Consider the following 18,557-nt stretch of genomic DNA (forward strand, 5'->3'; position numbering starts at 1 on the left):
GCACAGATATTTTTTTTGTATTATCGAAGTAAAGTGAGCTTGAAATTGTTTAATTTATCGGTGATTTAGTATAATGAACGTATCGTTTTTATGAAACATAGATGGTTTTGTTATGCCAAGGAGGGCTTATGATGACTGCCAAAAGAGGGCGTCCCCGCAATGTGGAAACCCAGAATGCGATTCTTGCAGCTTCCTATGAATTATTACTGGAGCACGGTTTCGGAGCGGTTACAATCGAAAAAATTGCTGAGCGTGCTAAGGTGAGCAAAGCAACGATATATAAATGGTGGCCTAACAAAGGTGCTGTCATTATGGATGGGTACATGTCTGCGGCAACGGCAAGATTGCCTGTACCGGATACAGGATCGGTATTTGAGGATGTGCGCATTCATGCGAGCAATCTGGTTGATTTTTTGATCAGCCGGGAAGGAAAAGTGATCACACAGATTGTCGGAGAGGGACAGTCTGATCCAGGGCTTGCAGAAGAATACCGAACCAGATACATTCAGCCTCGTCGGCGTGAAGCGTGGGGAATTTTTGAAAAAGGTGTAGAACGGGGAGAGTTGAAAAAGGATTGTGACATCGGACTGTGCATAGACCTCGTCTATGGAGCGATGTTCTACCGCATGCTGGTGACTGGCCAACCGTTAGATACTGAATTCGTGCTGCGTGCGTTGATTTCCTTGTTTGAAGGCATTAAGTCTTAATCATAGTGAAAGGCATCTTGGGGGAGGGATAGGGCGATTCGCAAGAATCACCCTGGATGCAAAAACTGATGAATGGGGAGTACGTGAAGAACTGAGAACTATACCTGGAAGATCGGTGAGATGGCTGGGGGCCATGAATCGGAAGAATGTGAAGTGGAAGAGGAAAAGGGAAGTGACTGGTTCAAGAGCGGGGGTTCGTTCCATATGAAACTGGGGATTTCGCGTCGTAACACAGGCGCTACATCCTGGGCAAAGCGTTCTACCTGCTCCAGCTGCTCCGTATGGCTGAGTCCATCCACGCTAATGCTCAGCACCTGATGTCCATATGCGGCATGGTAATTCAGGATCTTCTCAATGACCTGCTCCGGACTACCAATCAGTACAGGCCCATGCGCAATGTTATCCTCCAGGTCCTTAAAGGGTGACTGGTTGTGCTGCGCAGCGGCCGTAGCATGAAACGCCTCATAATAAGGCGTATAACGACGGATGGCCTCTTCACGTGTATTCGCGAGATACAGGCTACCTGCTCCGGAGCCGACCACCGCTCGGTTCGCATCATGACCATAATAATCGAGACGTTCCCGGTAATGGTCAAGTAACGCTTTATATTTTGCCTGAGGGTGGAAGGAGTTCGAGCTAAATATTGGTTCGCCATACTTAGCTGCAAGCTCGGTAGAACGGGTACTCGATGCGCTGCCATGCCAGATCGGAATGGATTGCTGAAGCGGTCTCGGCTGAGTAGTAACCTCTTGAAGGGGAGGGCGATACGTTCCCTGCCAGGTTACATTCTCTTCAGTCCACAGCCGTTTCAGCAGTTCGTAGCGCTCACCGAGTGAATCCCATTGTTCCTCTTCACTAATGCCAAACAGGGGATAGTGCCGAGGGTCATTACCTTTCCCGATGATCATCTCCAGCCGTCCGCCCGATAATTGATCCAGTGTGGCATAATCCTCGGCAACCCGTACCGGATCAAGTATACTGAGAACAGTGACCGTTGTTAGCAACCGGATACGTGAAGTCGCAGCAGCTACGGCGGTCAGTACGACGGGAGGTGAGGAAGACAGAAAAGGTGCACCATGCCGCTCACCGATCCCATATGCATCGAATCCCAGCCGTTCGGCCAGTTTGGCTTGTTCCAAAATATTGTGGAACTTCTGTTGTGTCGTTAGTGATTCACCGGTTACGGCATTTGGAAGATTCATCATGAGACTAAATAAGGCAAATTTCATCTAACCATCCCCTTGGATTGGATTGAAAAGCACCTGAGTTGTCTAATCCTATGGAAATAGTAGGATATTTAAGCTGAAACTAACTTTACCATGTTGCCATGCATTCTTCTAATGGATTTTTTCTATAAGGCGGATTAAAGCCTCTTACCCCCTGTACATATGGGCAGGAAGTTGCCACGATTTTTATTGACCGCTGTAAAATTTAGGATTAAAATTGTGCATATCATATAAATTCAAATTTATGGATTTTCATTGTGGAGGTGGGAGACATGGAACCTACAACTACGATACGCTCCTTTATTGAGGACTACATCAGGAAACAGGGCTATACCCTGCAATACTTTGCCGATATATCGGGTGTGAACGCTGGAACGTTAAGTGCGATCATCAAAGGGACGCGGCCAATCGCCATGGCTCAACTGGATCTGATTACCCAAGGCATGAAGCTGGAGGAGGGTCATTTCTACGAAATATACGGCGCTGAGTGTTTTGTGGAATCTGCACCGCACTGGAGAAGACTAGAGCCTTTTCTGCAACGCTGCGCCGAGCTGGACAAGCTCGAATGTATTCAGAGGGTTATCCAGCAAGTGACGGATGACCGATCCTATATCTCCGAATTGTTCGAGATGGCCGAGGGCATGATTGAGCGAGGACAAAAGAATGCGGCCCGCATGTTATATGAATGCGTCGCGGAGTGTGAGAAATACCAACACTCGGAACGTCTCGCGTTGTGCCAATATCGTATTTTCACACTATCTCTGGGTCAGGATCAGCATGAAAATCTCAGGGCGGCAGTTCATTTTGAGCCATATATTAATCGGCTGGATGAAGAGCGGCAGCTGGATGCGATCAAAGATCTGGCGAATACATACTTGGCTTTGAGATATTGGGACAAGGTGTCCGATCTTGGGAGAGAGCTGGAACAGAAAACAAGTTTCTTAAACTCTTATAAAAAGAGAAAGTCGGAAACTCTAAGAATTGCATCCTATCCTATTTTTGTATATTCCGCATATTCAAATTTGCTAAGGGCAGCCGCATGTGATGGAAGGGAAGAATACTCTGAAGCCCTCCAGTATACTGAGGCGTACTCTAAATTAATTAGAATTGAACAACCGAATGAAGAAGATCTCATATTCATTAATAAATTTAATGGATGGGCACAGGTAAACCATTACTTATACAGACTTATGATGGGTGATTCTGAAGTCATACGGCCTTATATTGCCTTTATTGAAAAGAATGAGGCAGAGATTTTGCCTGCATTAGTCAAAATAATGGAAGCAGCGAACCATCATAATATAGATGTTGATGCAGTTCTCAATCGGTTGGAATCGTACATTTCAATGTACGCCAAAACTTATGGGGATATCGGAAGCTATACGGAACAGATTACGAGTGGAAGATATGTGCAATTCCTTAAAGAGGTAGCAATATACCAACTTCAGAGAGAAAGATACAAAACAGGTTTTCAGTACTTGTTAAACTGTTTGGCTCTAGCCAAAAGTATGAAGAGTGAATCCATCATTATACAGTGTGTAGCTCTATTTGAAAGACATAGAGTCAGAGCTTCAATAGAATTAGAAAATAAGTATAAAACTTTAATTGAGGAGGTTTACAGTAATTATGAGAAAAAAAGCAGCTTTGATCGCAGTTTTGTTTAGTGCTGTTTTATTATTTAGTTTGTATCCTCAACCTATTCCCAGCAATTCTATAATGTATAGTCCAAACACTCATGGTGGTGCAGGATTGTAATTGCATTGCATCATATTTGAATTTCCAAACTAAGTAAGCGGTATTGATCCTACCTTAGGACGATACTGCTTTTTATTTTGCCCAGATTGACCATTGTAAAATTCAGGATTAAAATTACATTTAATAAGAGCTGATGAATCCTTAAGTTAGTTTGGTTGATGGGGGTGGGAGAATTGAAACTTGCACCTACGATACGCACATATATAGAGAATCACATAAGAGAACGAGGATATAAACTACAGCAATTCTCAGATATCACGGGTGTCAACGTTGGGACTTTAAGTGCCATCCTTAAGGGTAGCAGGCCTCTAGCTATGAATCAGTTGGATCAAATCACATCTGCAATGGGTTTGGAGAAGGGGTACTTTTACGAAATGTACAGCGTGGAATGTTTTGTAGAAGCTGCACCTCATTGGAGGCGTTTGGAACCGTTCCTGTATCGTTGCGCTGAACTTAGCAAGCTAGGCTGTTTTAAAAAGGTGGTTTATCAGGTTACAGATGATCGTTCCTATATTTCAGAACTATTTGAAATGGCAGAGAATCTGTATTCCAGAGAAATGAATGAAGCGGCGCTTATTTTATATGAATGCGTAGCCGCAGGTGAGAAATATCAGCACTCGGAACGGTTGGCGTTATGCCAGTACCGTATTTTTTTGCTTCATAAAACGATGAGCAAATTCGATAATTTAGCAGCAGCGGTTCAATTGGAACCTTATATTGAGAAATTAGATGAAGAAATACAATTGGATGCTATTAAGGATTTGGCGAATGTTTATAATACAATGCATCTCTGGGATAAGGTTTATGATTTGGCAGAGGAACTGGAACGAAAAGTTGACTTTCAACTTGAACTTCAATCTCGAAGGCGCAAAAATAAAAAAAGAATTGCCTTTTATCCCATATTTACATACAAAGCATATGCGAATCTATTGAAGGCAAGTGTATGTGAAGTGCGTAAAGAATATGAAAAAGCTCTGGAGTATACAGATGTTTACGTGAATATTATTGAAATCTCTAATCCAACGGAAGAAGAGCAAGAATTAATAGAACGTTTCAAAGGATGGGCAGAGGGGAATCGGTATTTATACCATTTGATGAATGGGAACCATGAGGTTATTGAGCCTTATCTGAATTACCTTGACGCTAATCCTCATGAGGTTTTAACAGCATTCGTGAATATAGTTCAGGCTGCTAACCAGCACTCCCTGGATATTGATTCTGCATTGGATAGGTTTGATCCTTATATTAAACAATTCAACACGGATATGCATTTAAAAGGGACGTACAATAGCCAAATGTTGAATCATAGATATATTCGCTTTTATTATGAATTAGCGAAGTACAGACTTAATCAACAAAGATACGCAACTGGGATTGAAACTTTGCTCATGAGCCTGGAACTATCATCTTTAAGCAACGATGACCTAATGTCTATTAAATCTATTGATTTGTATGGGAAATTCAGAAGGCATGTAACGAACCAGCAGGACGAGCAGTACACTAGGTTAATGGAGGGCCTGAGCTCACAAAATTTTGGGAGTAAAATTAAAAGTGTATAACCAATGAGAGCTAGTGTGTTTGAAATACCAGCTTTTCTAAAAGATCTAATACAAAATTTTGCAAAGCATTCCATTATGAATTTTTAGATAAATGTACCCTAAAATAGTTTGAAAAAGGGGTGCATGCTGTGAGAGAAATCCAACAGATTAAAGACCAGATTGAGCAGAATAGGCAAAACTTGCGTCGGTTGGCGGAGAAGCATGGCATGCATAGTGATAAAGTCCTCAGGCAGTCTATGGTACTGGATGAACTGATTAATAAATATATTCAACTTAAAACGAAAGGTAATATAAATTGAATACTTTGAAGAAGTAAGGTTCGTCTCCTTGTCTATAATCCACCTGCTTGTGGACGCTAGAGCGGTGTTCTCCCTGCTATGCTTATAGCATTAAATCAAGCAAATTACAGGGGGAACAGCGTATGACGGGCTCCAGAACGAGTAAGATATAGCAGCCGATGGAGCAAAATTTATAATAAATTTTAATTTCTTCATTCTATAATATAAGTTCAATTTCATGTAAAAACGATATGTAGACGGATATTTAAATATATACCTACATGTTGTGGCTGTGACAGTTTTCACGGATTAATGCAAAATGCTGTGTTATGAAAGTATCTATTTGTAAACAAACATTTTATTTTGCAAAGGAATAAAATATGAATTTTTTGGCAATGTATCCTAAAATGTTTTAAAAAGAGGGGGTGCATGCTGTGAGAGAACCAAAACAGATCAGAGACCAAATCGAACAGAACAGGCAAGTGTTAAGTCGTTTGGCGGAACATCATGGCATGCAAGACTACAAAGTCCTTCAACAGTCCATGGTATTGGACGAACTTATTAATGAATATAATCGCTTCAAATATAAGAAACACTTTATGAAAAGACAGCCGATTGCCTAATGCAATCGGTTTTTTTATGCAAAAGATGATTAGTCGACTGCAGAGATGCAGTCGGCTTTTTTGCGTTTCCCCGAAACCTGCGCTTCAATCTTGAAATTCCGTACCAATCCCATGGTTGGCAGGATAGCCAACGATCATTGAAACTGGATATGATGAACCCCAGTTATATCCAGATTGATCTGTGAGGGGAGCTCATACAATGATCGGGAGAGGGAGGGATAAACGGAAATGATGGACAAGGTACAGGGTTATTTCGGAGGAAGCATCAATCTGCGTACCAAGCTGCTCCTGTTGTTCCTGGCGCTAACCTTGCTGCCACTAAGCTTGCAGGGAGTGGTGAATTACCTGCACTTCTCGCAGACGATTGACCGCAAGACGGAGCAGTTCACCATTGATATTGTTCGCCAGATTAATACCAATCTGAATCGGCTGGTCAAGGACTTCGAGAGGTTGTCGCTCTTGCCGCTCTACGATCAGATGGTGCTCGGCATTCTGGGCAAATACAATGCTCCGATGGGATCGGGTACATGGGCGAGGTCCGATGACTATCTGAAAATGAAGCTCTACACGTCCGGTCAAGCCTACGACCGACCGGAAATCCGTGGCATCCATCTGATCAGCAACAGCGGCATTCTATTCTCTAATCTGGATTCGTTAGTGGTCAAGCCGGTATGGGACAGCAGACCAGATCATTGGTTTGCAGAGCTTGACGGCTCGGAAGGGGAATGGCGTCTGCTTCCTCCGCACGAACCCAGCTATTACACAGGCAGTCAGGAAGAGCCGTATATATCGGTTGCCCGTGAGATTCGTGATCCGGGTACACTCCAGCGACTGGGCTACATTCTAATCGACATCCGGCTGGAAGCCTTCGGCCAGCTCTTATCCAATCTGAACTTTGAGCAAAATGCGAGCCTGATGATTGTCGACAGCAAGCAGCGTCTTCTGTTCGAACGCACCTCAACCGGAGGTCTGTCCGCATACGACCAACTGTTAACGCATGGCCAGCTTCAAGGCTACGCAGGAAACCAGAAGGTTGTCCTTGATGGGAAGCCCTATCTCTACGTACAGCACCATTCCAGCTATTCAGGACTTTCGGTGATCAGCCTTACGCCTATTGCCGTTATTCAGAAGGAATCAGGCGAGATGCTTACGTTTACGTTTGGATTCGCTGTGCTATGTATGGCGGCCGTAGCGATTCTCGCGGTTCTTTTATCCTATCGTATAACTCGGCCCCTGATTCGACTGAAGCACAATATGATTCGGGTGGAGCAGGGAGACTTTAGCCAGCGCGTAGCACATTTCAGCAATGATGAGTTCGGGCAGATTAGCCGGGGCTTTAACCGAATGATGGAAGAGATTAATCGACTGTTCAACGAGGTGTTTCTGCTGGGCATTCAAGAGCGGGAGGCGGAGTTGTCAGCATTGCAGAGCCAGATCAATCCCCATTTTATATACAACACATTGGAATCCATCAACATGATGGCGGTGCGCCAGAAGCACGCGGAGGTTTCTGATATGGTGACGGCACTTGGCAAGCTGCTGCGCTATACGATTGATAAGGTGGACCGGAGGGTTCCGCTGCAGGAAGAATTAGCTTTTGTACAATCCTATGTACGCATTCAACAGGTACGTTATGACGGCAAGCTAGAGGTAATCTATGACATCGATGAGGCTGTGACGGAGTATCTGATTCCCAAGCTGGTCGTGCAACCGCTGGTGGAGAACGCGGTCTACCATGGCATTGAAGGGCAGGCGGATGGTGGGGTGATTTGGGTATCTGCCTTGAAATTTGCTGATGAGCTGCTGATTATTGTGCGTGACAATGGCAAAGGCATGGCTCAAGCAGAGGTTGATGAATTAAATGAATCCATTGCTCGACAGCCTTCCAGTGAGGCATTGCGCTGCCATGCCGGGGACAGGCTGGGGCTTAACAATATCGCCCAAAGGCTCCGACTCATGTATGGAGAAGGCAGCAGCCTGAGCGTCGATGGCAGTCCCGGGCAGGGGCTGGCGGTCACGATATCCATTCAACTTCAACCGAAAGGGGAATGAAGCGCATGTATAAAGTATTGCTGGTGGAGGATGAGACGGTTATCCGTCAGGGACTGAGAGAGCTGATTGTACAGGCGGCTCCTCAGTTTCAAGTAACAGGTGAAGCTTCGAACGGAGCCGAGGCACTGGATTTTCTGAGATGTGAAGTGCCGGATGTGTTAATCACGGATATTCGCATGCGTGAAATGGACGGATTGACATTGGTATCCAAAGCGAGAGATATGTACCCTGAACTGCTGATGATCATCATTAGCGGCTACGGGGAGTTTGAATATGCACGCAGGGCGATGGAGTACGGGGTGTTGAACTATCTGCTGAAGCCGATTGAACGTCATGAACTGGCATTATGCATCCAAAAAATTCAATTACTGCTGGATCGCAAGTACGGCATTTCAACCCTTCCAATCACGGAGTCATCTGGCAAAGAGGAACACGCTGGCGGAGATACACGGAAGATTATCCGAGATGTGAAGGAGCACATCAAGCAGCACCCCGATGGCGATCTGCGACTTCAGACGATAGCAGCACTTGTTAATCTGAACCCCACCTATCTAAGTCAGCTGTTCAAGAATGAAACAGGAACCAATTACTCCGAATACATCGCCGAGGCACGCATGGAGCGGGCCAAGTGGCTGCTGATCAACACGGGACTCAAAATCTATGACGTAGCGCGGTTATCCGGGCATCAGAGTCCCAAGCACTTCATGCTGGTATTCAAGCAGCAGGTGGGATGGACAGCAGGCGAATATCGTGACCGATTCAGCATGGCTGGACGGGAAAGCAACGAGAAGGAATAGCCGGGCGCAGGCTATTTATTCCAACGTCTTGAAAAACCATACCATTTCTGTAATTGACGTGATTTATGGGCGGTCGATACCTTCGTTATACTTTGGTTGCACATCTATACCACTAAGCCTTAAGGGGGATTTTCATGAAAAAAGCAGTACTGATGCTTATGCTCGTATTCATGATTTTTGCTTTGATCGGATGCACAAACTCCAGTTCAGGCACTGATCCTGGTAATGGAGCCTCAGAGAATGGAGAGGTTGAGTTGAAGTTCATGATGTGGGGCAATCAGGCACATATGGATGTATACAACAAGCTGATCGATGGCTTCACGAAGGAAAATCCAGGCATCAAGGTAACGATGGAATCCGTGCCATTTGCGGAATACCAACAAAAAATATCTGTGCTTGCCGCTGGGGGCTCCCTCCCGGATATTGCCTGGGTGTCGGAGCGGATGGTACCACAATTCAAATCCAATCACATTCTGGCCGATGTATCCGAATTTAAGGATGATGCACAGTTTAAGCTGGATGATTATATTCCAAGTACGCTGGATTTGTTCCGTGACGGCGATCAGCTGCTGGGGCTGCCTTTTTCCACACCTCCGGTGGTCATGTTCTACAATAAAACGCTGTTCGACAAAGCTGGCCTGACCGATCCCAACACACTAGCCGCTCAAGGACAATGGACATGGGAACAGTTTGAGAAATCCGCCAAGGCGATCACGAGCAAGGAGGCGACCAACCGCATCTATGGCGCCAATTTTTTTCGCGATTGGAAGACCTGGGCGGTGCTTTCCTCCTATTCCTGGTCTAATGGAAGCGGTCCATTCGACGAAGGCATGACGAAGTTCACATGGAATGACGCCTATGGCGTACAGACCTTTGAACTGCTGGAGCGAATGATGTTCACCGATGAATCGCATCCGAAAGCGGGCGAGCAGGTCAGCTTCGATGCTGGTAATGTGGGCATGTTCTTCGATAACTACAGCTATGTCTCCAAAGCAAGGGAGATTACGGATTTTGAATGGAGTATCGCTCCGATGCCTTCCGGCCCACAGGGCAGTGTACCGATGCTGGGGCAGGCTGGATATGCCATGTTCAACGATAGCAAACATCCAGAGGAAACCAAGAAGCTGTTGAAGTATTTCGCCAGTGAGCAGGGTATTCAGGCGACGGCCACCTACTTTGTGCCTCCACGGACCTCTGTTCTGAACTCCGATGCGTTCATTAATCAGCCGAATAATCCAAGCAAGGAGCATATTGTGCAGGCGGTGATTGATGAAATGCCAAAAGCGCGCCTGCTTCCCGGCCATATCCGTTGGCAGGATATCGACAATGCGGTGTTGCAGGGATTTGACCGCCTGTTCGCCCGTTCAGCGAAACCCGAGGATAATCTGAAGCAAATGCAGGAAGAGGTCCAAAGCGTGCTGCAACAATAAATTTTTATAGAAACTGGAGGGTGAGAATGATGGGCAAATTCAAGGAATTGCTTGATCGGAAATCGCTATCACTTGTGGTCAGCTTGCCCGAGAACGATCTGTCTTTGGCCCGTGCAGCAATCGAAGAGGGAGCTGATGCACTGAAGGTGCATTATAATGTCGGTCATCGCGCAAGCGGAAACCAATTTGGTCCACTGGATAATTATGTCGAGGTATTCCGGGCGATCCGCAGCGAGTTTGGCGGTCCGATGGGCGTTGTACCGTCCGGCAGTATTGATGGAGCAAGGCGGGAGGATGTGGAGCGCCTTTCGGGGCTGGGTTTGGACTTCTATTCCATCTATGCACATCACCTGCCGTCCTTCATGCTGGATGATCTGGGACTGGACCCAACGTTTGCGATCAATGACGAATATGAACTTTCCCTCGTCACGTCGGCGGCTCATTACGGCTTCACCGCCCTGGAGGCATCCATTGTGCCCGGGAGTGAGTATGGTACACCCCTAAGCTTCGCGGATGTGCTCAAGTATCGCCGTCTGGTTTTGCAGGCGCAGATTCCGGTATTGGTTCCTTCCCAGCGTAAGCTGGTGCCGGAAGACGTTCGGGTGCTACACGATACCGGGGTCAAGGCGATCATGCTTGGAGCAGTTGTAACAGGCAGAGCGGAGGAACAGCTGCGAAGGGCTGTGAACGGCTTCCGCAATGCAGTGGACAATCTGAACCGTCCAGACTATATAAATTGAACTAAATAATATTTACACTTGCCACTCCGATACCAGAACAACCTTCCGATCGCTGTTATCCCCAGATTTTTTTGAATCCTTTTATAAAGGGGAAATCCGGGGATAAAGGCGAACACTTCGCTTCTTCAGGTTTTTCTGTTCTCTACGTTCTTGTGTATATGTATAGGTCAACTTATATAGAATCGTCACTGAGTTCAGTTTCAGGGAAGAAATTTGATAAAAAAGGGGGGCCAAACTGTGACCCATTCACGCAAGCGTACAGGAAGAGGTCCGCTCGCCAGAGAGGCCCAGATCGCGGGGTGGCTGTTCGTATCACCAATGGTGCTCGGGTTTACACTGCTGCTGCTGTTTCCCATGGGTTTGGCGCTATACATGAGCCTGACCGACTGGCCGCTGCTGGGGGAGCATCATTTTATTGGACTGGAAAATTACCGGAATGTGATGACAGACGCTATGTTCTGGAAGGTGCTTGCCAATACGGTCTATTTCACGGCGGGGCTTGTACCGCTGAATATTGTGCTCGCTCTGCTGCTCGCATTGCTGCTATCCAGAAGCCTGCGCGGCATCGGAATTTTCCGAACAGCCATCTTCGTTCCGGTCATGACCTCGCTGATTGTATGGTCCATCGTATGGAAGCTGATGTATGCAACGGAGTCGGGACTAATCAATCAGCTTCTGTTGATGATGGGCATCAAAGGTCCGGCCTGGCTCTACAATCAGGATCTGGCGATGCCTGCCGTTATCGTGACGAGTGTACTGAAAAATGTGGGTCTGAATATGGTGCTGTTCATTGCAGCAATCCAGCAGGTACCACGTTCACTGTACGAAGCGGCAACATTGGACGGTGCGGGGAGAAGGGGAACTTTCTTTAACGTCACGCTGCCCATGATTACACCAACGGTGTTTCTAACCATGGTAATGACCGTGATTGGCTCGCTCAAGGTGTTTGGACAGATCTACGTCATGACACAGGGCGGGCCGAGCAACAGCACAAAGGTATTGGTCTATTATATTTGGGAAAAAGCATTCAAGTTATTTCAGTTCGGCTACGCCTCTTCGCTTGCGTATGTGCTGTTCTTTATCGTGCTAATCCTGACACTGCTGCAATGGCAGCTTCGAAAGAGGTGGGTATTCAATGAAGGCGATGCCTAGTTCTTCGTTTCGCAAGACAGGTAGTGCCCTTGGTACGTACTTATTACTCACACTGATCTCGCTGATCATGATTGTTCCATTTATCTGGATGATATCGACGTCATTCAAGGAGCCTCAGAGCATATTCACCTATCCACCGCAGTGGATACCGGATACGTTCCGGTTTCAGAACTACATCGATGTCTTTCGATTGATTCCGTTCCATCGTTTTTATTTTAACAGTGTATATATTGCTGCCGTGGTTGTGGTGGGTACGGTATTCTTTGCATCTCTCGCCGGGTACGCCTTTGCCAAAATTCCGTTCAAGGGACGGAATGTGGTATTTCTTATCCTGCTGAGTGCGATGATGATTCCCCATGAGGTGACGGCAATTCCCATGTTTCTGTTCATGCGGCAGCTGGGGTGGATTGATACACATCTTCCGCTGATTTTACTGCCGATCTTTGGCGCAGGCGGCGTGTTTGGCATCTTTGTGATGCGGCAGTTCTTCATTACGGTGCCGACCGAGCTGGAGGAAGCGGCGATGATTGACGGCTGTAACCGATTCCGGATCTATGCGCGAATTATGCTGCCAATTGCCAAGCCCGGTATGGCTACGCTGACGATCTTCACTTTTGTGACGATCTGGAATGAGTTTTTTGATCCGTTGATTTTCATTAACTCGCGTGAACTGATGACGCTGCCGCTTGGGTTATCCCTGTTCACGGATGAAGTGGGTACCGCCTGGCAATATCTCATGAGCGCCACCGTCATGGCGACCCTGCCACTGCTAATTGTCTTTTTCCTGGCACAACGGCGATTCATTGAGGGAGTGGCGATGACGGGCCTGAAAGAGTAACCCGTGCAATAGAACGGAAGGAGTGATAACACTTGAGTGAACGGATGAGGTTGAAAAAGGAAGATGCGGATGTAGTTATTGTGGGAGGGGGTCCGGCGGGCATAGCGGCTGCCATTGCTGCTGGACGGCAGGGTGTGCGGACGGTGCTAGTGGAACGGTACGGTTTCGTTGGCGGGATGTCGACCGCCGCCATGGTCTACCCTTGGATGACCTTCCATACGGAGAGTGGTGAACAGGTGATTCGAGGCATCGCCCAGGAGATCGTAGACCGGCTGCAGGCGCGCGGCGGTTCCCCGGGCCATCTCCGTGATACGGTTGGGTTTGTACATACCGTCACGCCTTACCACCCGGCTATTTATCAAGTCGTGGCAGCGGATATGCTGCAAGAGGCAGGTGTCCGGTTGTTATTGCACAGCTTCGTGGATGAAGTGGTTGTTGTGAATGATCGGGTGGAGGCGGTACGTCTGACCAACAAGTCCGGTCGAATGGAGATCCAAGCGCACGTATTCGTGGATACCAGCGGTGATGCGGATGCGGCTTATCTTGCAGGCGCTGCTGTTGCAAAGGGACGGGATGAGGACAACCAGTCACAGCCAATGACCATGAAATTCCGTATGCGTGGTGTGGACCTTGGACGAGTGAAGCAATATATGCAGGAGCACCCGGAAGATTTCTATGCCAAGACCCCGTTCGCAGAACTGGACAACATTCCGTTAACCGGGGTGAGCGGCTTCTATTCCCAATGGAAAAAATCAGGTGTGCCGATTAATCGCGATCAGGTATTGTTTTTTACCGGACCAGCTGAAGATGAAGTATTGATTAACTGTACCCGGGTGCAGGGACTCGATGCGACGGATGCAGAGGATCTGACCTCTGCTGAACAGGAAGGCAGGAAGCAGGTGCTGATGATCGCTGAGTTTTTGCAGCGCGATGTGCCTGGATTCGAACGGGCCTCCATCTCAGCGGTAGCGCCGCAGATCGGTATCCGTGAATCCAGACGAATCATCGGGCATTATGCGTTGACCAAGGCGGATGTGGTTGCAGGGCGAAAATTTGACGATGTAATTGCCAGAAGCGGCTATCCGATTGATATCCATGATCCCTCGGGTCAGGGTGTCGTAGCGGCCTTTATCGAAGGAGATGGAGCATACGATATTCCGTACCGCTGTCTGATCTCCCGCAATATCCGCAATCTGCTGGCGGCAGGGCGCTGCCTTTCCACCACACATGAGGCTCATGCAACGACAAGGCTGACTCCAAGCTGCATGGCTACAGGGGAAGCTGCGGGAACGGCCGCTGCTTTAGCTGTGCAGATGAAGCTGGATCCGTTGGAACTGCCGATAGCGGTGCTACAGAAGGAACTACGCCGTAACGGAGCGGAGATCTAAGGGATGAGCTGATTATGGGCGAAGTAGTAATGGAGTAGTGGAAGTGGTGTGGGTGTTTATTTAATCACAGGGTCGTAAAATTTTAACGAACCTGAGACGTCTAATTTGGGGATATAAGCTGAAATAAAAAATGTAACGAATCTCAGTGAAGCTATTTTACTCAAAACGCTGAATTAGCGGGTAATAGCGGGGGGAATCGGAGGAATAGAGCGTCTACGATTCGTTTGATTAGAAACGGTCTCAACAATCGCTAAATAAGCTTCCCTCAGTTCGTTAGAAATGGGTGGGAAGTTCGTGAATTTATGAGCATAACTGTAGGTCCCCAAAAAAATCCCAATCCACTGCATACGTGGATTGGGATTTTTTGGAGTGCTTTCATTCTTGTCGTTAATTTGGTTCTTTCCTTCATGCCTTATTCCTTCCGATCATCAAGTCATTCGTGCTTCAAGTCGTCGCGCCACAATGGACAGCGTGTAGTTAATAACAAAGTACAATACGGCTGCAAGCAGCAGGGCAGGGATGACGTAATCGAAGCTCTGACCTCCGAGAATCTGCACATTATGCATCAGCTCCGGCAGGGAGATGATGATCGCCAGTGACGTATCCTTCAACAAAGAGATGAACTGGCTCACCATCGGTGGTGACATGCGCCGCAAAGCCTGGGGCATGATGATGCCGCCGAGTGTCTGCATATAGCTCAGGCCAGAGGAACGGGCCGCTTCGACCTGACCGCGTTCAATCGATTTGAGGCCGCTGCGGACAATCTCCGCGATCATGGCACCTTCGAACAGACTCAGTCCAACAACCGTGGACCAGAAGACGGACATTTTGATCCCCAGCTGGGGCAGTACGATATGGATGAAGAAAATGATCAGCAGCAGCGGCAGATTCCGGATCGTATCCACGATAACGGCCACAATCTGTGACAGGACCGGAATTCGGGTGTATCGAACGGTACCGAGCACCGTGCCGAGTACAAAGCTGAATACAATCGACAACCCTGCCACTTGCAGGGTAATCAGGAATCCGTGCAGCAGGAAACGAAGGTTGGGCCAGGCGTAGGCCCCGCTAAAGTCCATGATTCATCAGCCTCCTTCTGTGTGCGGACATAAAATGTAAATATTTGGAACAATGATTGCATAACATATTAGAGTAGAGATACAGCTTGAACGGGTGTGCTGAACACAGAGAGAAATAGCTTGAGTGTTACAAGGTGACCTGACCCGTCGGTTTGGTCTTTTTCGGTTTGCCTTTGGTGCGGCTGGCGTCAGCATCACTTTGTCCGAACCTTCGCTCCATATAGTGAACCAGGAAGCTGAGCGGTAAGGTCAACACCAGGTAGAACAGGGCAACAATGGTGTAAACGCTCAGCGGCAGGAATGTATCCGAGTTGATCAGATCGGCAAAATACATCAGATCCATACCAGCTACAACCGCAAGGATGGATGAATTTTTGACCAGATTGATAAATTGATTGCCAATGGACGGCAGTACAATTTTGATTGCTTGCGGCAGAATGACCAGGTTCATGGCCTGTACGTAGGACAGACCCGAAGATCTTGCGGCTTCCAGCTGCCCGCGAGGGACCGTCTGAATGCCTGCCCGGATTGCTTCGGCAATGAAAGCGGCTGTATAGATTGTCAGGCCAAGTGTACCCGAGATAAATCCATCCAGTGAAATGCCCATTGCAGGCAATCCGAGATAGAAGAAAAACACGACGAGCAGCAGGGGGATGTTACGGATGAACTCCACAAAGGCCGTGCCGATCCAGTTGAGTGGTTTGATCGGCGAGATGCGAAAGATGGCCATAATAGCCCCAAGAATAAAGCTGCCAATCAGGGCCATGATGCTCACCTGGATGGTATTGAGGAAACCTTCCAGAAATCGATCCGAGTGTTTGATCAGTATACTGAAGTCCAATTTGCCCATGTAGGCGAAGCCTCCGTTCTCCAGATGTAGCAACAGCGACTGCGCTCTGCCCATGCATCGCATATCACAGGCGAAGTCGCCGCTTAATCATCATTAATCGGGTTTACTCGGGCTTGCTGCCCAGCCATTTCTCGTGCAACGTATCATATTCACCGCTGTCCTTCATGCTTTTGAGCAGGCTGTTTACTTCTTCGACGAAGGCCGTGTCGCCTTTGCGAATCGCCATGCCGTAAGGTTCACTGGTGAAATTGCCACCAACCAGCTTGTAGTTGTTATCGGTCTGCTGCATGCCGATCAGGATAATGTTATCGGTCGTCAGTGCTTCGCCTTTACCTGCTTTGAGGGCTGTGAAGGCATCCTGATAGTTATCGTATTCGAGCACTTCGGCATCCGGGGCCTTTTCGCGAATATTTTGTGCAGAAGTCGAGCCTTTAACGGCAAGCACCTTCACACCGCCAAGACTTTCCAGACCGGTAATCGCGCTGTCATTTTTCACAAGCAGGGACTGCCCAGCTTCAAAATAGACATCGCTGAAATCCACTTGTTCCTTGCGTTCATCCGTAATCGTCATCGTAGCGATGATGATATCAATGTCGCCGTTTTGCAGCATTGGAATGCGCGTTTTGGACGTTACTTCCTTCAGTTCTACCTTCGTTTCGTCTCCAAGAATCTGTTTGGCAAGGGCTTTGGCAATATCAATATCGAAACCTTCGACTTCGCCACTTGCGGGGTCTTTCAAACCGAACAATTTGGTATCGTATTTCACGCCGGCAATGAGCTTGCCGCGCTCTTTAATCTGTTCAATCGTGCCTTTGGCTTCCGTATTTCCACCAGAACCACCGCTGCTGTTTTCCTCTCCGGTACTACAACCGGACAATACAAGGGATAGAATCAAAACAAGCATAAACGACGGCCACTTTAATACATTTTTCATTTGGTAAAGACCCCTTTCAAAATGGATTATTCTCAGTGGTGAATCAGACGGCTCAGGAATTGCTTGGCCCGTTCTTCTCTCGGGTTGTCGAAAAATTCAGCGGCGGCGGCTTCTTCCACAATTCGGCCTTCATCCATGAAGATGACCCGGTCTGCGACCTCGCGGGCAAATCCCATCTCATGTGTAACAACGACCATTGTCATCCCGTTATGGGCGAGCGAGCGCATGACATCCAGAACTTCCCCGATCATTTCGGGGTCGAGCGCAGAGGTGGGTTCGTCAAAAAGCATGATTTTGGGCTCCATGGCGAGACCTCTTGCAATGGCTACACGCTGCTGTTGTCCACCGGACAACTGGGAAGGATAACTGTCTGCTTTGTCGGCAATGCCCACCCGGGTCAGATACTTCATTGCCGTAGAGGCTGCCTGTGCTTTGGGTTGTTTACGCACCTTCATGGGTGCAAGGGTAATGTTATCGATGACTTTTTTGTGAGGATAGAGATTGAAGTGTTGAAATACCATGCCGATGTCACGGCGGAAGAGGTTGATGTCCACCTTTTTCTGATGTAAAGGGACACCACTGACGACAAGTTCACCTTCGGTAATCGTTTCCAGACGGTTGATACAGCGCAGCAAGGTGCTTTTGCCTGAGCCGGAAGGGCCGATAATGACAACGACCTCTCCTTCTTCAATGTGAAGATGAATATCCTTGAGGACATGAAAATGACCGAAATGCTTCTGAACACCCCTAAATTCAATCAAGAGTACCCCATCCTTTCTGCAACGTCTGTTTGAAAAGGGATATTAAGGAATAAATTGAAACTAGTTATTTAATCATACATACTCATCCTGCTAAAGGCAATTGGTTTGTGATAAAACATGACATAAGTAATGGGTTTTATAGGGCTATAGCCAGAAACTATGTTATATATTTGTCATATTGTTGGTGTCGTTGTGACGAATCCTGACAGAAAAATGAATCGATTCTCCTAGTTCTTTTACAACCATTGGAATAGATGTATATAGTATACTGAAAGGGGTGTTTACTTTATGACTCTGTTTATAAAACAAATAACATCAAATTTTTCATCCTACATGGCAAAAAAGCTCAACCTTACGCTCTGCACCATTGATATGATGGAGCGAGAAT

Annotated in this window: 17 protein-coding genes; 12 read left to right on the top strand and 5 right to left on the bottom strand. The window is 47.3% G+C overall.

Annotated features, from left to right (window positions below; all coding sequences use genetic code 11):
* Positions 1 to 131: 131 nt before the first annotated feature.
* Positions 132 to 707, top strand: coding sequence for a TetR/AcrR family transcriptional regulator (locus QP794_RS22465; protein ID WP_024632319.1), 576 nt, complete (start codon positions 132 to 134; stop codon positions 705 to 707).
* A gap of 98 nt (positions 708 to 805) precedes the next feature.
* On the opposite strand, the gene QP794_RS22470 is transcribed toward QP794_RS22465, so the two are convergent.
* Positions 806 to 1,936 carry an LLM class flavin-dependent oxidoreductase gene (locus QP794_RS22470; protein WP_285078976.1) on the bottom strand — a complete coding sequence of 377 codons (1,131 nt, stop codon included), beginning with the start codon at positions 1,934 to 1,936 and terminating at the stop codon, positions 806 to 808.
* A 269-nt stretch (positions 1,937 to 2,205) separates the two neighbouring features.
* On the opposite strand from QP794_RS22470, the gene QP794_RS22475 reads away from it, so the two are divergent.
* From QP794_RS22475 to QP794_RS22520, 11 genes are all read left to right on the top strand, one after another.
* The gene (locus QP794_RS22475) at positions 2,206 to 3,597 is read left to right on the top strand and encodes a transcriptional regulator (RefSeq protein ID WP_285078977.1); all 1,392 of its coding nucleotides are present in this window, start codon (positions 2,206 to 2,208) and stop codon (positions 3,595 to 3,597) included.
* Between the two features lie 405 nt (positions 3,598 to 4,002).
* Positions 4,003 to 5,247: an XRE family transcriptional regulator gene (locus QP794_RS22480; protein ID WP_285078978.1), complete on the top strand. Its 1,245-nt coding sequence runs from the start codon at positions 4,003 to 4,005 to the stop codon at positions 5,245 to 5,247.
* 128 nt (positions 5,248 to 5,375) lie between these two features.
* The gene (locus QP794_RS33215; RefSeq protein WP_161634207.1) at positions 5,376 to 5,546 is read left to right on the top strand and encodes an aspartyl-phosphate phosphatase Spo0E family protein; all 171 of its coding nucleotides are present in this window, start codon (positions 5,376 to 5,378) and stop codon (positions 5,544 to 5,546) included.
* 413 nt (positions 5,547 to 5,959) lie between these two features.
* Complete coding sequence (locus tag QP794_RS22485) at positions 5,960 to 6,148, top strand: aspartyl-phosphate phosphatase Spo0E family protein (RefSeq protein ID WP_024632314.1); 189 nt, start codon at positions 5,960 to 5,962, stop codon at positions 6,146 to 6,148.
* 228 nt (positions 6,149 to 6,376) lie between these two features.
* Positions 6,377 to 8,200 (top strand): cache domain-containing sensor histidine kinase, encoded by a 1,824-nt coding sequence (locus tag QP794_RS22490; RefSeq protein WP_285078979.1) that lies wholly within the window; start codon positions 6,377 to 6,379, stop codon positions 8,198 to 8,200.
* A gap of 5 nt (positions 8,201 to 8,205) precedes the next feature.
* On the top strand, positions 8,206 to 8,997 hold the full coding sequence (locus tag QP794_RS22495; protein ID WP_285078980.1) for a response regulator transcription factor: 792 nt from the start codon (positions 8,206 to 8,208) through the stop codon (positions 8,995 to 8,997).
* Between the two features lie 134 nt (positions 8,998 to 9,131).
* Positions 9,132 to 10,427, top strand: coding sequence for an ABC transporter substrate-binding protein (locus QP794_RS22500; protein WP_285078981.1), 1,296 nt, complete (start codon positions 9,132 to 9,134; stop codon positions 10,425 to 10,427).
* Between the two features lie 26 nt (positions 10,428 to 10,453).
* A complete protein-coding gene (locus tag QP794_RS22505; RefSeq protein WP_285078982.1) occupies positions 10,454 to 11,167 on the top strand; it encodes a beta/alpha barrel domain-containing protein in 714 nt (237 codons plus the stop codon).
* A 237-nt stretch (positions 11,168 to 11,404) separates the two neighbouring features.
* Positions 11,405 to 12,319 carry a carbohydrate ABC transporter permease gene (locus tag QP794_RS22510; protein ID WP_285078983.1) on the top strand — a complete coding sequence of 305 codons (915 nt, stop codon included), beginning with the start codon at positions 11,405 to 11,407 and terminating at the stop codon, positions 12,317 to 12,319.
* Complete coding sequence (locus QP794_RS22515) at positions 12,312 to 13,157, top strand: carbohydrate ABC transporter permease (RefSeq protein ID WP_483311944.1); 846 nt, start codon at positions 12,312 to 12,314, stop codon at positions 13,155 to 13,157. The genes QP794_RS22510 and QP794_RS22515 overlap by 8 nt, the downstream gene beginning before the upstream one ends.
* A gap of 32 nt (positions 13,158 to 13,189) precedes the next feature.
* Complete coding sequence (locus QP794_RS22520; protein WP_483311942.1) at positions 13,190 to 14,545, top strand: FAD-dependent oxidoreductase; 1,356 nt, start codon at positions 13,190 to 13,192, stop codon at positions 14,543 to 14,545.
* Positions 14,546 to 14,973: 428 nt separating this feature from the next.
* Here QP794_RS22520 and QP794_RS22525 read toward each other — a convergent pair whose 3' ends face one another.
* From QP794_RS22525 to QP794_RS22540, 4 genes are all read right to left on the bottom strand, one after another.
* Positions 14,974 to 15,624, bottom strand: coding sequence for an amino acid ABC transporter permease (locus QP794_RS22525; protein WP_063566273.1), 651 nt, complete (start codon positions 15,622 to 15,624; stop codon positions 14,974 to 14,976).
* Between the two features lie 127 nt (positions 15,625 to 15,751).
* Positions 15,752 to 16,474 (bottom strand): amino acid ABC transporter permease, encoded by a 723-nt coding sequence (locus tag QP794_RS22530; RefSeq protein WP_094939313.1) that lies wholly within the window; start codon positions 16,472 to 16,474, stop codon positions 15,752 to 15,754.
* A gap of 103 nt (positions 16,475 to 16,577) precedes the next feature.
* Complete coding sequence (locus QP794_RS22535; protein WP_285078986.1) at positions 16,578 to 17,408, bottom strand: ABC transporter substrate-binding protein; 831 nt, start codon at positions 17,406 to 17,408, stop codon at positions 16,578 to 16,580.
* A gap of 32 nt (positions 17,409 to 17,440) precedes the next feature.
* Positions 17,441 to 18,169: an amino acid ABC transporter ATP-binding protein gene (locus QP794_RS22540; protein WP_024632303.1), complete on the bottom strand. Its 729-nt coding sequence runs from the start codon at positions 18,167 to 18,169 to the stop codon at positions 17,441 to 17,443.
* Between the last annotated feature and the right edge of the window lie 388 nt (positions 18,170 to 18,557).

Source organism: Paenibacillus sp. UMB7766-LJ446 (assembly GCF_030226665.1).
GTDB classification, from domain to species: Bacteria; Bacillota; Bacilli; order Paenibacillales; family Paenibacillaceae; genus Paenibacillus; species Paenibacillus vandeheii.

What these genes read in the sequence shown, in the direction of transcription:
- QP794_RS22465 (WP_024632319.1), top strand. Translation starts at nt 132, where the DNA reads ATGACTGCCAAAAGAGGGCGTCCCCGCAATGTGGAAACCCAGAATGCG.
- QP794_RS22470 (WP_285078976.1), bottom strand. Translation starts at nt 1,936, where the DNA reads ATGAAATTTGCCTTATTTAGTCTCATGATGAATCTTCCAAATGCCGTA.
- QP794_RS22475 (WP_285078977.1), top strand. Translation starts at nt 2,206, where the DNA reads ATGGAACCTACAACTACGATACGCTCCTTTATTGAGGACTACATCAGG.
- QP794_RS22480 (WP_285078978.1), top strand. Translation starts at nt 4,003, where the DNA reads ATGAATCAGTTGGATCAAATCACATCTGCAATGGGTTTGGAGAAGGGG.
- QP794_RS22490 (WP_285078979.1), top strand. Translation starts at nt 6,377, where the DNA reads ATGATGGACAAGGTACAGGGTTATTTCGGAGGAAGCATCAATCTGCGT.
- QP794_RS22495 (WP_285078980.1), top strand. Translation starts at nt 8,206, where the DNA reads ATGTATAAAGTATTGCTGGTGGAGGATGAGACGGTTATCCGTCAGGGA.
- QP794_RS22500 (WP_285078981.1), top strand. Translation starts at nt 9,132, where the DNA reads ATGAAAAAAGCAGTACTGATGCTTATGCTCGTATTCATGATTTTTGCT.
- QP794_RS22505 (WP_285078982.1), top strand. Translation starts at nt 10,454, where the DNA reads ATGATGGGCAAATTCAAGGAATTGCTTGATCGGAAATCGCTATCACTT.
- QP794_RS22515 (WP_483311944.1), top strand. Translation starts at nt 12,312, where the DNA reads ATGCCTAGTTCTTCGTTTCGCAAGACAGGTAGTGCCCTTGGTACGTAC.
- QP794_RS22525 (WP_063566273.1), bottom strand. Translation starts at nt 15,624, where the DNA reads ATGGACTTTAGCGGGGCCTACGCCTGGCCCAACCTTCGTTTCCTGCTG.
- QP794_RS22530 (WP_094939313.1), bottom strand. Translation starts at nt 16,474, where the DNA reads ATGGGCAAATTGGACTTCAGTATACTGATCAAACACTCGGATCGATTT.
- QP794_RS22535 (WP_285078986.1), bottom strand. Translation starts at nt 17,408, where the DNA reads ATGAAAAATGTATTAAAGTGGCCGTCGTTTATGCTTGTTTTGATTCTA.